We start from the raw sequence: 13,283 nt of genomic DNA on the forward strand, positions 1-13,283 counted from the left end.
GTAATGCACCTTCGCGGCCGTCTTCAACGCGCAGAGCTACCACATCGACATGGCGCTCGGCACGCAGCTCGCGATGCTGGCGACCTTGATGATCACCTCCAAGGGCGTCGCCGGCGTGCCGCGCGCCTCCCTCGTCGTGATCGCCTCGACGCTGGCGCAGTTCAACATTCCCGAGGCCGGCCTGCTCATGATCATGGGCATCGACACCTTCCTCGACATGGGCCGCAGCGCCACCAACGTGATCGGCAACACGCTCGCGACCTCGGTCGTGGCGAAGTGGGAAGGCGAGCTTGGGCCCGAGCATGAGATGGGACCAGGCGACGCCGTGCCCGGCGACATGGTGCCCGGCGAAGTGCCCGCCATGGCCGGCCATGGTTAGGAGCGCATCATGGGCCAGACACTGACGAGGTCAGTGATCGGCGGCTGCCTCTGGCTCGCGGCATCGTTGCTCGCGACCACAGCATTCGCCCAGACCAGCAGCGAAGGGCTCAGCCCGACGCTGTCGGCCATCAAGAAAGCGCATGTCGTGCGGCTCGGCTATCGCGAGAGCTCGCCGCCGTTCTCCTTCCTCGACCAGTCGGGCCGCCCGATCGGCTACAGCCTCGAACTCTGCGAGGCGATCGTCGAGGAGATCGGCGTCGAGGTCGACGATCCCAATCTCAGGATCGACTACGTCAAGGTCACCTCGGACGACCGCATCGACGCCGTGCTCCAGAACAAGATCGACCTGGAATGCGGCTCGACCACCGCCAATGCCGAGCGTGGCAAGCGCGTCGCCTTCTCCCCGCTGATATTCGTCGCCGGCACCAAGCTGATGGTGCCGAAGGCGTCAAAGGTCCAGTCGTTGACCGATCTGAAGGGCAAGACCGTGGTGGTGACCAAGGGCACCACCAACGAGCAGGCGATCCAGGCGGCCGACAAGAAGTCCTCGCTCGGGTTGAACGTCGTCACCTCGCCGGATCACGAGCAGTCGTATCAGATGCTCGTCGACGGCAAGGCCGATGCGTTCGCGACCGACGACATCCTGCTCTCCGGCCTGATCGCGCGCCACAAGGCGCAGGACAAGTTCCGCGTCACCGGCGATTACCTGTCCTATGACCCCTACGGCATCATGTTCAGGAAGGTTGAGCCGCAATTGTCGGCCGTGGTCGAGCGCACCTTCCGCAAGCTCGGCTCCAACCGCGACCTCGTCCCGCTCTACAACAAATGGTTCACCGCCAGGCTTCCGACCGGCGAACGGCTCAACGTGCCGATCTCGCTGCAACTCGAGGAAGCCTTCAAGGCGATGGACGATTCGGCGAGCGCGAATAACTAGCGCTTACTTCCCTTCTCCCCTTTGGGAGAAGGTGGCGCGAAGCGCCGGATGAGGGGTTCTATCCTCGAATGCTGCTGCGTGAGGCGTGCTCGCGGAGAGAGACCCCTCACCCGTCTCGCCGCCAAGGCGGCGAGCCACCCTCTCCCACAAGGGGAGAGGGTGCAGTGCCCGTGGCTGCTAATTTATGCCAAACACCCGGTCCAGCGCCGCGTCATACGTCGCCTGCACCAGCTCCGGATGCAGCTTCGCCAGCGCTTCCATCATCACGCCGGAATTGATCTCGAGCACGCGCCAGGAGCCGTCGACGCGGACCACGTCGATCGATGCGAAGGCAATGCCGATGGCATTGGCGGCGTCGGCGGCGAGCTTGACGCAGGCCGCGCGAACCTCGCCGTCCTCCATCAGCACCGGCCGTGCGCCGGCATCGAGATTGTGCCGCCAATCCGATCCACGCTGCTTGCTGTAGACGACAAGTGGCGCGTCATCGAGCAGCACCACGCGGATCTCCTGCTCGATCGCGACATAGGGTGAGATCACGAGCCCCGTGCTCATCGAAAAGACTTCGCCAACCGCGTGGTCGAGTTCCGCCTCCGTCGTCACCTTGAACACCGATCGCCCCGATGTCCCCTCGTTCGGCTTCACCACCACACCTTGCGGATGGTCGTGAAGCAGCACGAGCATTGCCTCTCGCCAGGTGGCGCCAACGACATTCTTGCCCAGCCTCGGGTTGAGGAAGAGATGATGAGGAATGCAGGGCACGCCCTCGAGGGTCAGCGCCTCGGCCGTCGCCGATTTGTCGTTGGCGAGGCGATGCGCGATGGCGCTGTTGAGGCCGATGTCGTAGCCGAAGGCGAAGTGGCGCGCCTCGCCCCGGCGCATCGCGATCAGCCAGCCGCCGGAGCGGATGTCGACGGCAATGCCATGGCGGGCGCAATAGCGCCGGATCGCCTGGACGAAGATGCGTTCGCTGCTGGCCATGGGTCTCAGTCACTCCTGTCGCCAAAAGCCGCAAAAATGCGGGATTCGGCGCCAGGCCGGGGTGAAAATCAGAGCTATTCTTAATGAAATTCTCGCGAGCGCGACGGAAATTAAGTGCTGCCGTCGAGCCCGAAAGGGAAAAGAAATTGCCCTGTGCGCGCGCCACGCAGCAGATTCGTTAATGGCGCGGCCAATTCCTCCGCAAATGCCGGTTTGATCGGCATCAATTGCACCCGAAACGAGGTTGATTATTGGTCTCAATGGCGTAGATCACACACGCGAAATCCTCCGCCATGGCAATGGTGTCCGCCCCGCTTTCAGGGCCGGGCAATGCTTTTGCCCTAAAACCGCAATTATTCGGAATATCGAAAATCATGAGCGCGTTTTACCGAGAGAAGGTTCTTTCCGTCCAGCACTGGACCGACACGCTGTTCAGCTTTCGCGCCACGCGCGATACCGGCTTCCGTTTCCAGAACGGGCAGTTCGCGATGATCGGCCTCGAGGTCGACGGCCGTCCGCTGCTGCGCGCCTACAGCATGGCGAGCGCCAACCACGAGGAAGAGCTCGAGTTCTTCTCGATCAAGGTTCAGGACGGCCCGCTGACCTCGCGCCTCCAGAAGATCAAGGAAGGCGACACCATCCTGGTCGGCCGCAAGGCGACCGGCACGCTGATCACCGACAACCTCATCCCGGGCAAGCGGCTGATGTTGCTCTCGACCGGGACGGGCCTCGCGCCGTTCGCGAGCCTGATCAAGGACCCCGACGTCTACGAACAGTTCGAGACCATCGTGCTGGTGCACGGCTGCCGCCAGGTCTCCGAGCTCGCCTATGGCGAGAAGCTCGTCGCCAATCTGCGCGAGGACGAGCTGTTCGGGGAGCTGCTCGCTGACAAGCTCGTCTACTACCCGACCGTGACCCGCGAGCCGTTCCGCAATCGTGGCCGCATCACCGACCTCATCAGCTCCGAGCAGATCTTCAACGACATCGGACAGGGCCCGCTCGACATCGCAACCGACCGCATCATGATGTGCGGCAGCCCGGCGATGCTGGAAGAGCTGAAGGTGATGTTCGAAGGCCGCGACTTCGTCGAAGGCAGCGGCAACAGGCCCGGCCATTTCGTGATCGAGAAGGCGTTCGTCGAGCGCTGAGTCCTCTTGAATGGGTGGCGCGATCTCGTCTCCCATTCAACTCGTCGTCCCGGACAMKCGCAGCGAAGCGGAGCGCSGATCCGGGATCCATAGCCACAGGACATGGTTTGGCGAAGACTCGCAGTGACAGCTTTCTCAGTCACGAAATCCCGTGGTTATGGATCCCGGGTCTGCGCTGACGCTTGCCCGGGATGACAGCTCGGTTTGTGGCCACTGCGGCCTCCTCCCATCCCCGCCTTTTCTGCTGCACTGCAAAAGCCTAACCTCTCGGCGGATTGATTTGCCGCGGCCGAATTCGCTAGCCTGAAACAAGCGCCGCGTCATATCCGTATGACAGGCGCGGGCGTATCGTACCGCCTCAAGCTGGCGAGAGGATGGGAATCGTGGCCGACGAAAATAGCAAAGCGCCAAAATCGAAGCGTGGGCCCCTGGAAGAGGGGGCCATGGAAACCCTGCTGATTCCATTCTCGCCGCGCTTCATCGTGCTGACGATCTGCGCGGTCGTCACCGCGCTCCTGATCGGCGTCGGCATCGCCGACCGCAAGATCTTCGACATCCTGCTGATCCCGATCCTGATCTTCGGCGCCCTGACGCTGCTCGGTGTCCGCGACCTCATGCAGAAGGGCCATGCGGTTCTGCGCAACTACCCGATCTCGGCGCATATCCGCTTCCTGCTGGAAGAAATCCGCCCCGAGATGCGGCAGTATTTCTTCGAGAGCGAGAAGGACGGCATGCCGTTCTCGCGCGACATCCGCGCGGTGGTCTATCAGCGCGCCAAGATGCAGCTCGACAAGCGTCCGTTCGGAACCCAGGAGGACGTCTACCGCGAGGGCTACGAGTGGATGCATCATTCGGTGTCGCCGAAGACGCATGCCGAGGAGAAGTTTCGCGTCACCATCGGCGGCCCCGATTGCGCAAAGCCATATTCGGCATCGGTGTTCAACATCTCGGCGATGAGCTTCGGCGCGCTCAGCCCGAACGCGGTGCGTGCGCTCAATGCCGGCGCGAAGAAGGGCGGCTTCGCGCATGACACCGGCGAGGGCGGCTTCAGCCCCTATCACCGCGAGATGGGCGGCGACATCATCTGGGAAATCGGCTCGGGCTATTTCGGCTGCCGTCACCTCGACGGCACGTTCGATCCCGAGGCGTTCGCGCGGGTCGCCAGCGAAGACCAGATCAAGATGGTCGAGCTCAAGATCAGCCAGGGTGCCAAGCCCGGCCATGGCGGCGTGCTGCCGGCGGCGAAGGTCTCGGAGGAGATCTCCAAGATCCGCGGCGTGTCCATGGGCGAGGACTGCATCTCGCCGGCCTCGCACCGCGCGTTCTCGACGCCGACAGGCATGATGCAGTTCATCGCGGAGATGCGACGCCTCTCCGGCGGCAAGCCGGCCGGATTCAAGCTGTGCATCGGTCATCCCTGGGAATTCCTGGCGATCTGCAAGGCGATGCTGGAGACCGGCATCTATCCCGATTTCATCGTCGTCGACGGCAACGAGGGCGGCACCGGCGCCGCGCCGCTGGAGTTCATGGACCATCTGGGCATGCCGATGCGCGAGGGCGTCAACTTCGTCCACAATGCGCTGATTGGCATCAATGCGCGCGACCGCATCAAGCTCGGCGCTTCCGGCAAGATCGCCACCGCCTTCGACATGGCGCGGGCAATGGCGATCGGCGCCGACTGGTGCAATTCGGCGCGCGGCTTCATGTTCTCGCTCGGCTGCATCCAGTCGCTGAGCTGCCATACCGACCGTTGCCCGACCGGCGTCGCGACGCAGGATCCGACGCGGGCGCGCGCGCTCTACGTGCCGCTCAAGATCGACCGCGTGCACAATTACCACCATGCGACGCTGCACTCGCTGACCGAGCTGATCGCCGCGGCCGGTCTCGAACATCCCCAGCAGCTGCGCCCGATCCATTTCAGCCAACGGACGTCGACGACCCAGGTGCAATCATTTGCGCAGCTCTATCCGGCGCTGCGTCCGGGCGAATTGCTCGAAGGCACGGAAGACCCGCGCTTCCGCGACGCCTGGCGGATGGCGCGGGCGGAGACGTTCCAGCCGGCGCTGTGAAGCGCCGGGCCACGATATGAAGCGGCCGCCCGAGGCCATGGAATTGTCGCAAGCAGAGCGATGGCTTAACGTCTGATTCAACTTTGGGTATAGATTCATCCCATGGACGAGCGACGCAACAAAGCCAGACATCGCGTGCTGAAGGCCGGAACGATCGAGTTCGGCGGCGGCGCGATCGACTGCACCGTCCGCAATTTCTCGGACACCGGCGCAGCCCTCGATGTCACCAGCCCGGTCGGCATTCCCGAACACTTCACCCTGCTGATCCAGGCCGACGGAAAGCATCTGGCGTGCACCGTGGTCTGGCGCAAGGAAAAGCGGATCGGTGTGAAGTTCGGGTAGGGGATCTGTTATTGGGCGTTAGCGCGAGGTTCTTGCTCCGTTGTCGTCCCGGCGAAGGCCGGGACCCATAACCACAGGGAGTGGTTTGGCGAAGACTCGTCATTCGGTACTGCGTCCTTCCGAAATCGATAGACCTCGCGGTATGGGTCCCGGCCTTCGCCGGGACGACGAGTCGAGATTGGTACGCCGTCCCGCGATCTCACACACACAAGCGCCCGCAACTCACGCCGCCGCCTGCTCATCTCTCCGGCTCGCCAGAATCTTGTCGATCCTTCTTCCGTCGAGATCGACCACCTCGATGTGCCAGCCGCCGAGGTCGAAGGCGTCGCCGACATTGGGCAGCACGTTGAAGTGTTGCAGCACGAGGCCCGCCACGGTGTAGAAGCGATGGTGCGGCGGCAGCTCGATGCCGAGCAGCTCGCCGAATTCGTCGACCGGCATCCAGCCGGCGACCAGCAGCGATTCGTCTGCGCGCTTGACATAGGCCGGCTCCGGCGGGCCTTCCTCGGAATGGAACGCGCCGACGATCGATTCCAGAATGTCGGCCGCAGTGACCACGCCTTCGAAGGCGCCGTACTCGTCATAGACGAAACCGACATGGACCGGAGCGGCCCTCAGGATCGCGAGCACGTCGCGGGCATCCGCCGAGGCGGGAATGCTCGGCGCTTCGCGGACCAGCGCCCGCAGATCGGGCGTGCGTTCGTTCATGAACGCGACCAGCAGGTCCTTGGCCTGGAGCACGCCGATCGGCTTGTCGCGTTCGCCGTCCGAGGCCGGAAAGCGTGAATGCGGGCTCTTGGCGATGATCGCTTGAATGGCTTCCGGTGCGTCGTTCAGGTCGATCTCGTCGACCTCCGTGCGCGGCGTCATGACGGCGCCGACCGGCCGGTCGCCGAGCCGCATCACGCCGGCGATCATCTCCTTCTCGCCGGGTTCGAGCACGCCGGCGTTTTCGGCTTCGCTGACGAGGTGATGGATCTCGTCCTCCGAGACCTTCTCCTCGGCCTTGCCGCCGCGGCCGAGCAGCGTGAGGATCAGCTTGCCGGAGAGATCGAGCAGGAAGACGAGCGGGAGTGAAATCCGCGCCAGCACGTGCATCGCGGGCGCGACCTTGACCGCGATGCTCTCGGGGTCGCGCAGCGCCACCTGCTTCGGCACCAGTTCGCCGACGATCAGGGTGGCGTAGGTGATGAGCGTGACGACGATGCCGACGCCGACGATGTCGGCGATGCCGGCGGACAGGCCGAGCTCGACCAGCCATTGCGCCAGCCGCTGCCCGAGCGTCGCGCCGGAGAATGCACCCGAGAGAACGCCGACCAGCGTGATGCCGATCTGCACCGTCGAGAGGAATTTGCCGGGATCGGCCGCCAGCGTCAGCGCCCGCTCGGCGCCGCGCACGCCCTTGGCCGCGAGCAGCGAGAGGCGGGCCGGGCGGGACGAGACCACGGCCAGTTCGGACATGGAGAGCAGGCCGTTGATGACGATCAGGACGACGACGATGACGAGTTCGACCGAGAGCATTGATGTTCCGGAGGTATGCGAGTGCGGCCGGATGGCGGCGCAAGCATTGATATAGGTATTTTGCGAGGAAAATCCCGGCAATTCTGTCGCATCTGGCACTGCGGGGAACCCGGCGACGACAGCGTTCGGCAGACCCGCGCGGCCTATGGCACTCCGCGGAACTACGGGCCGTTGCTTAACGGGCCCTTAGTGGCCGACAGCTAGGTTTTCGACATTTGTAGCAATGTGTTCGGGGACCCAAGGATGCGGATCGGGAAGCTCTTCGCGCTGTCGATGCTGACGGTGACGGTTTTTGCAGTCATCCTCGGCGCCGAGGTGCTGATACCCCAGGCGCGCATCTTCTCGAACCGCTCCGACGCGATCAAGACGGTTGACGCTTTTGGTGCGACCCTGATGGTCAGCCAGCAAGTCGCCGGTCTTCGCGCCCCCTACATTGGACCGATCTTCCAGGAAGCCGCTGCAACGCAGGCCCAGATCGACGTTGCCGCGAAGGCCGCGAAAGCCGCCGAGACCGCCTTCGAGAGCGCAAGGCGGGCCATCATGGTGCTGGATGACGGCGGAGCGATTGCCGAGCATCTCGACCGTGCCGCGCGGCGGCTGAAGGAGATCCACATCGCGGCGGATCGCGCGATGAGCGTTCCGCTGGCGGCGCGCGACAGCGCCGCGATCAAGGGTTTCCTGCCCGGTGTTGCCGAGGTGCTCGGCAATATCGAACCGGTCATGAACCGGCTCGAGGCGAAGGTCGTCAATGCCGATTCCTCGCTTGCGGCGCTGTTGAACCTGGCGCGGACGGCGCAGGATCTGCGCGTCTCGGCCGGCAGCCGCGCCGCCACGCTGTCGCCGGCGCTGACCGCACGCCGCCCGCTCGCGGTGACCGAGTTCTCGCTGATGGATCGTATGCAGGGGCGTGTCGAAGCCGACCGCGAGCGCATCGAGGCCGGCATCGACCAGCTCGGAAACCCGCCCCGCATCGCCACCGCGCTGAAGGCGGCGACGGACTCCTATTTCGGGAAAGCTGCGCTCGTCGTGGACAAGGAAATGCCCGCGGCCCGCAGCGACGGCAAGTACGGCGTCAACGCCGATGAGCTGGCCAGTGTCATCGTGCCGGCCATCCAGATGTTCTACGGCGTGCGCGACGCCGCGCTGGCCGAAGCTGCCGAGCGCGCCGCCTCCGCGCGCGACGGCGCGCTGGCGATGCTCGCCCTCGCGGGCGTGGCGGTGCTGGCGCTGCTCGGGACGCTCGGTGGCGTGACCATGATGCTGCGCAGCCGCGTGGTGACGCCGCTCAGCCGGCTCGCGGACGTGATCGGGACGCTCGCCGCCGGACAGCATGAAGTCGAGATCCCCGCGACGGGCCGCAACGACGAGATCGGCCAGGTGGCGGGCTCGCTGCGGCACTTCAAGGATTCGCTCGTCGCCAAGAAGGCCGCCGACGAGGCGGCCGCGGTCGAAGCGGAGGCGAGGCTCCGTCGCGGCCACCGCGTGGACCAGATTGCGCGCGACTTCGAAGCCATGATCGGCGACGTCATCAACACCGTCGCGTCGGCATCGTCGGAGCTGGAGGCCTCGGCGGGAACGCTGACGAGCACGGCCGATCAATCGGAAAAGGTCACTGCGACCGTCGCGGCCGCGTCCGAGCAGGCCTCCACCAACGTGCAGACCGTTGCCGCGGCGGCGGAGGAAATGGCCTCGTCGGTGGACGAGATCAGCCGGCAGGTCCAGGACTCCGCGCGCGTCGCCGGCGAAGCGGTGCAGCAGGCGGTGCGGACCAACGACCATGTCGGCGAGCTGGCCAAGGCCGCCGGCCGGATCGGGGACGTCGTCGAGCTCATCAGCCAGATCGCGGGCCAGACCAATCTTCTGGCGCTGAACGCCACCATCGAGGCGGCGCGCGCCGGCGAGGCCGGCCGCGGCTTTGCCGTCGTCGCCTCCGAGGTCAAGGCGCTGGCCGAGCAGACCGCCAAGGCCACCGGCGAGATCAGCCAGCAGATCGCGGGAATCCAGACGGCGACGGAGGATTCCGTCGGCGCCATCAAGGCGATCGGCGACACCATCACCCGCATGTCCGAGATCGCGTCTGCGATCGCCTCGGCGGTCGAGGAGCAGGGCGCGGCGACGCGGGAGATTTCCCGCAACGTGCAGCAGGCGGCCCGCGGCACCCAGCAGGTCTCCGCCAGCATCGTCGACGTGCAGCGCGGCGCGAGCCAGACCGGATCGGCATCTTCGAATGTGCTCGCGGCAGCCAAATCGCTGTCGGGCGAGAGCAGCCGTCTCAAGGTCGAGGTCGGCAAGTTCCTGGACGCGATCCGGGCGGCGTAGAAAGCGAACGTCTCTCCCCGCTGGGGGCGCAATCGCATTTGCAGAGCGACGTCCCTGTGGCCCATCCTTCGCGACGCCCGCTTTTGGCGGGCTCCTCAGGATGAGGACAGAGTGCGCGGCCGCAGTTTCGACGGGCACCAATGCTGCTTAGCCTCATCCTGAGGAGCCCGCGAAGCGGGCGTCTCGAAGGACGAGGCGCGCGCCTGCGATCAGAACTCGCCGTGGAGCCGCCCGGAGAACACCGACACCGGGCCACGATCCGCGTTGTAGGCGGGATTGACGATGAGCTGGTAGTCGGCGGTGAAGGTGAGTGCCTTGTTCAGCGCGTAGGCGTAATAGGTCTCGAGGATACGCTCCTTGCGATAGTTGAGCGCGCCGTCGCCGATCAGCACGCCGAGGCCGCCGGCGGCAAGGAAGTCGCGATAGTCCTGGGAGATTGCGTTGACGGCGCCGCCGATGCCGATCACGTCGTCGGGCCGGCCCCATTTCGTGCCCTTGATCGACAATCCGCCGGACAGGCTGCGATTGATGTCGGTGAAGGCGAGCGTTTCACTCTTGCCGTCGTTCCAGCTCCAGCGGCCGAACAGTCCGACATCGTCGGTGATCGCCTGCTCGAGATTGACGACGTAGCCGACCTTGAGGCGGCCGCGCCGGGTCTGTGCGATGTCGAGGTTGAGCGCGGGATTGTCCAGCGTCTCGCGGAAGCTGCCCATGTTGGCGCTGTCGACCCAGCCCATGGTCCTGAGCTTGCCGGGTTGGCCGAACAGCGAGAAGCGCGTCTCCAGCTCGAGCACGTACTGGCCGCGCTCCCCGACCTTGGTGTCGAAGTGATTCGAATTGGGCTCCGCGACCATCAGGAAATAGCCGCCGCGCAGCGCCCATTGCTTCTGGTTCAGTTCGGCGGTGACGCCATAGGTGAGGCCGACCTTGTCGGCGGAATAGTCGAAGGCGCCCGGCGCCCACAGCGACCAGTTCATGAAATCCTTGCGGGTGTCCTTGGCGTAGGCGTTGCCGTCGAACACGTCGACCACCGCGAACTTGCCGGCCTGCACGGTGAGCCTGGAAACGTCGACCTTCTGGCCGAGCTGCAACTGGCCGCTCGCGAGCTCTTCCTGCTCGCCGCCGAAGCCGAAGGTCTGACGCACGAACAGGCGCGAGGTGTTGTAGTGCGGATAGGGGAAGTTCGACTTCTGCGCCTCGCCGTTGGGGAAGCCGGCCGCGCCGACCGTGTCGTTCAGTCCAAATCCCTGGAGCAGCTCGGGATTGTAATAGACCTCGCCGCCGTCCCACAGCTTCGCGTTCAGGAACAGGCTGTTGCTCCAGGTCGCCTTGGCCTGCGCCGACGGCGAGAGAGAGTTCGTTCCGCTGTAGAGAGCGGGAAACGACGGATAGCCTTGCGGCAGATAGGTGCTCTGACCGTGAATCTCCCAGCGATCCGATTCCGTGTCGATCAGGGAGCTCTTCGGATTGTAGCTCGGCATGCCCGGCCAATCGACCTTGCGGTTGAGGCCGAGCCTGACCTGCTGGAAGTCGAGCGACGAGGAGGCGTATTGGGCCCCCGTGGAGAAGGCGACGTTGGTGCCGTCGAAGCGGCTATAGAGGTATTCGAGCCGTGCGCTCCAATGCGGTGCGAAGCCGTATTCGATGCCGGCACCCGCGATCCAGCCGGGCCGCGTGTTCAGGATCTTCGGGACTTCGGCGCCGGAGGCCGGCGTGTCGAAATAGCGCTCGCCCATCCATGCAAAGCCGCCGGTGGCATAGACGAGCCATGGACCGCTGGTGTAGCCGACGCGGCCGCGCAGGCTGGCGGTGTAGTCCCATTGCTGCGTGACGGTGTTGGCGGGTGTCGACAGGAAGGAGACGATCGAGTTCGAGGTGATGTAGTTGGGAAACGAAAAATCGCCTTCGACGCCGACCAGCCAGCCGGAATTGAGCCGGTAATTGTAGCCGGCCTGCACGCCGCCGATCATGCCGCTGAAGACGCCGCTGTCGCCGATCGCGGTGCCGTCGTTCAGCGCGAAGCGGGACGAACCGCGGCCATAGCCGGCATGCGCGCCGATGTAGAGGCCGGTCCAGTCATAGACTGCCTTCAAGGCCGGTGCCTTCAGCGGCAGATCGGCCGCGCGGCCGGCGGCGGGAAAAGCCAGCACGCCGGAGGCGATCGCTGCCGCTGTCCGCAAATATCGGTGTCGGTGACCCCTCAACGTCAAAACGCACGCCCCCAAACGCAAATATGCCCAGCCGCCCCGACATCCCTGCCGATTCGCGGCGATCCTGTCACCAGGTTCCGGTTGGTCACGCGATCGGCCGAGATGATCTCGATTCGACGCGATTTCTTCCCAAGTCCCCGTGCTTGTTGCAAACCTTATTGCGATTAATTCGCAATAGCAACTGACACGGATTGCCGCAGGTGATGGTTCGCACCGCTGTGTGACGGGACTGCAACAAGTTCTCAGGTCCAGAAATGGTTGACCCCGCCCGGGGGGACAGCCGGGCGGGGTCGGGGCACGACACGGGGTGGATGAGGCGCCCGTGTCGGACGCGGGATCCACGTGAGATCGGCCTCAGGTACTCAAATCAGTAGCAGCTGCGAACGCGGCCAACGTACTGGCCGAAGGCGTTGTACTGGGCGACCCAGCCGCAGCGGTGATAGCCGTAGTAATAGGGGTCGTTGCTGGCGGCGATCGCGGAGCCGACCACAGCGGCGGTGGCGATGCCGGCACCCACACCCCAGACCCAGCCGGGCTGCTTGGCTTCGGCCGAGGAGGTGGTGGACAGAATGCTGCCGGTGACGGCGAGGGCAGCGAGAGCTGCGGCGGCAATCTTGGTCTTGATCGACATGTGAAACTCCATCCGGGTTGAGGCGGTCCGTTGTGGCCCGCGTGCCCAGTTGGACGGAGGCTCCCCGCGTCCGGTTCGAAGACGGCGGATGCGACCCCGGGTTGAGGTTCTTTCCTCAATGATTCCAGGAGGATGTTGGTTAGCCGAGAGGGCCCTTGGCGAGCCTGTTCACGTCGAAGTTATCAACTTCAGTGAGCAGCTCGCAGAAGGCGCGCGCACCCTGATCCAGCAATCGCTCGCCCTTCTCCGGCACGGCCAGCGTCGCGTTGCCGATGGCACCGCTGGCGTTGAGATCCTGCGCCTGCCAGGCGAACGGCGCGGGCCGCTGCGTCGACAGCCAGCGATACTGCGTCTCCATCGCGACGCTGCTCGCGGGAAAATCCGCGATCGCATCCTGACGCACCTGGTCGGGATAGCGCGCCAGCATGATCGAGGTCTCGACCGCGCCGCCATGAATGCCGTGGCGCACCTCCTCGGCCGGGAACAGCTTGTCCGCGCCCGACAGCCGTGACCATGACGTCGTCACCACGAAAAGCTTGTGATGTGCGCGCAGATCCTGCGCGACCAGCATCATCGCCGCGCTGTTGCCGCCATGGCTGGTGATGATGACGAGCTTCTTCACCCCGCGACGCGCGACCGCCTCGCCGATCGCGGTCCACTTCCTCAGCGCCACGTCGTTCGGCAGCGTCTGCGTGCCCGGATAGTCGATATGCTCGGTGGAAATCCCGACCGGTTCGACGGGGAGAAAAC

At 64.9% G+C, this 13,283-nt stretch carries 10 protein-coding genes and 1 pseudogene; 6 read left to right on the top strand and 5 right to left on the bottom strand.

Going from position 1 to position 13,283, the window contains the following annotated elements; all coding sequences use genetic code 11:
- Window positions 1-4: 4 nt before the first annotated feature.
- Window positions 5-379, top strand: a pseudogene (locus AC1D00_RS07430) (dicarboxylate/amino acid:cation symporter); the annotation flags it as partial.
- Between the two features lie 9 nt (window positions 380-388).
- Entirely contained in the window at window positions 389-1,315 is a 927-nt protein-coding gene (locus tag AC1D00_RS07435) for an amino acid ABC transporter substrate-binding protein (RefSeq protein ID WP_477010212.1), read from the top strand.
- A 177-nt stretch (window positions 1,316-1,492) separates the two neighbouring features.
- Here AC1D00_RS07435 and AC1D00_RS07440 read toward each other — a convergent pair whose 3' ends face one another.
- Entirely contained in the window at window positions 1,493-2,293 is an 801-nt protein-coding gene (locus AC1D00_RS07440; protein WP_477010213.1) for an ATP-grasp domain-containing protein, read from the bottom strand.
- Between the two features lie 374 nt (window positions 2,294-2,667).
- Between AC1D00_RS07440 and AC1D00_RS07445 the strand changes: the two genes are divergently transcribed.
- From AC1D00_RS07445 to AC1D00_RS07455, 3 genes are all read left to right on the top strand, one after another.
- Entirely contained in the window at window positions 2,668-3,441 is a 774-nt protein-coding gene (locus tag AC1D00_RS07445; protein ID WP_477010214.1) for a ferredoxin--NADP reductase, read from the top strand.
- Window positions 3,442-3,884: 443 nt separating this feature from the next.
- Entirely contained in the window at window positions 3,885-5,510 is a 1,626-nt protein-coding gene (locus AC1D00_RS07450) for an FMN-binding glutamate synthase family protein (RefSeq protein ID WP_477010215.1), read from the top strand.
- 102 nt (window positions 5,511-5,612) lie between these two features.
- Window positions 5,613-5,852 carry a PilZ domain-containing protein gene (locus AC1D00_RS07455; protein ID WP_477010216.1) on the top strand — a complete coding sequence of 80 codons (240 nt, stop codon included), beginning with the start codon at window positions 5,613-5,615 and terminating at the stop codon, window positions 5,850-5,852.
- Window positions 5,853-6,074: 222 nt separating this feature from the next.
- On the opposite strand, the gene AC1D00_RS07460 is transcribed toward AC1D00_RS07455, so the two are convergent.
- Window positions 6,075-7,373: a hemolysin family protein gene (locus tag AC1D00_RS07460; RefSeq protein ID WP_135179020.1), complete on the bottom strand. Its 1,299-nt coding sequence runs from the start codon at window positions 7,371-7,373 to the stop codon at window positions 6,075-6,077.
- Window positions 7,374-7,616: 243 nt separating this feature from the next.
- On the opposite strand from AC1D00_RS07460, the gene AC1D00_RS07465 reads away from it, so the two are divergent.
- A complete protein-coding gene (locus tag AC1D00_RS07465) occupies window positions 7,617-9,692 on the top strand; it encodes a methyl-accepting chemotaxis protein (RefSeq protein ID WP_477010217.1) in 2,076 nt (691 codons plus the stop codon).
- A 209-nt stretch (window positions 9,693-9,901) separates the two neighbouring features.
- Here AC1D00_RS07465 and AC1D00_RS07470 read toward each other — a convergent pair whose 3' ends face one another.
- The 3 genes from AC1D00_RS07470 to AC1D00_RS07480 all read right to left on the bottom strand — a co-directional run.
- Complete coding sequence (locus AC1D00_RS07470; RefSeq protein WP_477010218.1) at window positions 9,902-11,872, bottom strand: carbohydrate porin; 1,971 nt, start codon at window positions 11,870-11,872, stop codon at window positions 9,902-9,904.
- 397 nt (window positions 11,873-12,269) lie between these two features.
- Entirely contained in the window at window positions 12,270-12,533 is a 264-nt protein-coding gene (locus AC1D00_RS07475; RefSeq protein ID WP_477010219.1) for a hypothetical protein, read from the bottom strand.
- Window positions 12,534-12,672: 139 nt separating this feature from the next.
- On the bottom strand, window positions 12,673-13,283 hold a 611-nt coding region (locus AC1D00_RS07480; protein ID WP_477010220.1), incomplete at its 5' end, for a creatininase family protein.

The sequence above is a fragment of the Bradyrhizobium sp. P2_E8 genome (genome assembly GCF_056403875.1).

Coding starts and splice junctions, on each gene's coding strand:
- AC1D00_RS07435 (WP_477010212.1), top strand. CDS start 389: ATGGGCCAGACACTGACGAGGTCAGTGATCGGCGGCTGCCTCTGGCTC.
- AC1D00_RS07440 (WP_477010213.1), bottom strand. CDS start 2,293: ATGGCCAGCAGCGAACGCATCTTCGTCCAGGCGATCCGGCGCTATTGC.
- AC1D00_RS07445 (WP_477010214.1), top strand. CDS start 2,668: ATGAGCGCGTTTTACCGAGAGAAGGTTCTTTCCGTCCAGCACTGGACC.
- AC1D00_RS07450 (WP_477010215.1), top strand. CDS start 3,885: ATGGAAACCCTGCTGATTCCATTCTCGCCGCGCTTCATCGTGCTGACG.
- AC1D00_RS07455 (WP_477010216.1), top strand. CDS start 5,613: ATGGACGAGCGACGCAACAAAGCCAGACATCGCGTGCTGAAGGCCGGA.
- AC1D00_RS07460 (WP_135179020.1), bottom strand. CDS start 7,373: ATGCTCTCGGTCGAACTCGTCATCGTCGTCGTCCTGATCGTCATCAAC.
- AC1D00_RS07465 (WP_477010217.1), top strand. CDS start 7,617: ATGCGGATCGGGAAGCTCTTCGCGCTGTCGATGCTGACGGTGACGGTT.
- AC1D00_RS07475 (WP_477010219.1), bottom strand. CDS start 12,533: ATGTCGATCAAGACCAAGATTGCCGCCGCAGCTCTCGCTGCCCTCGCC.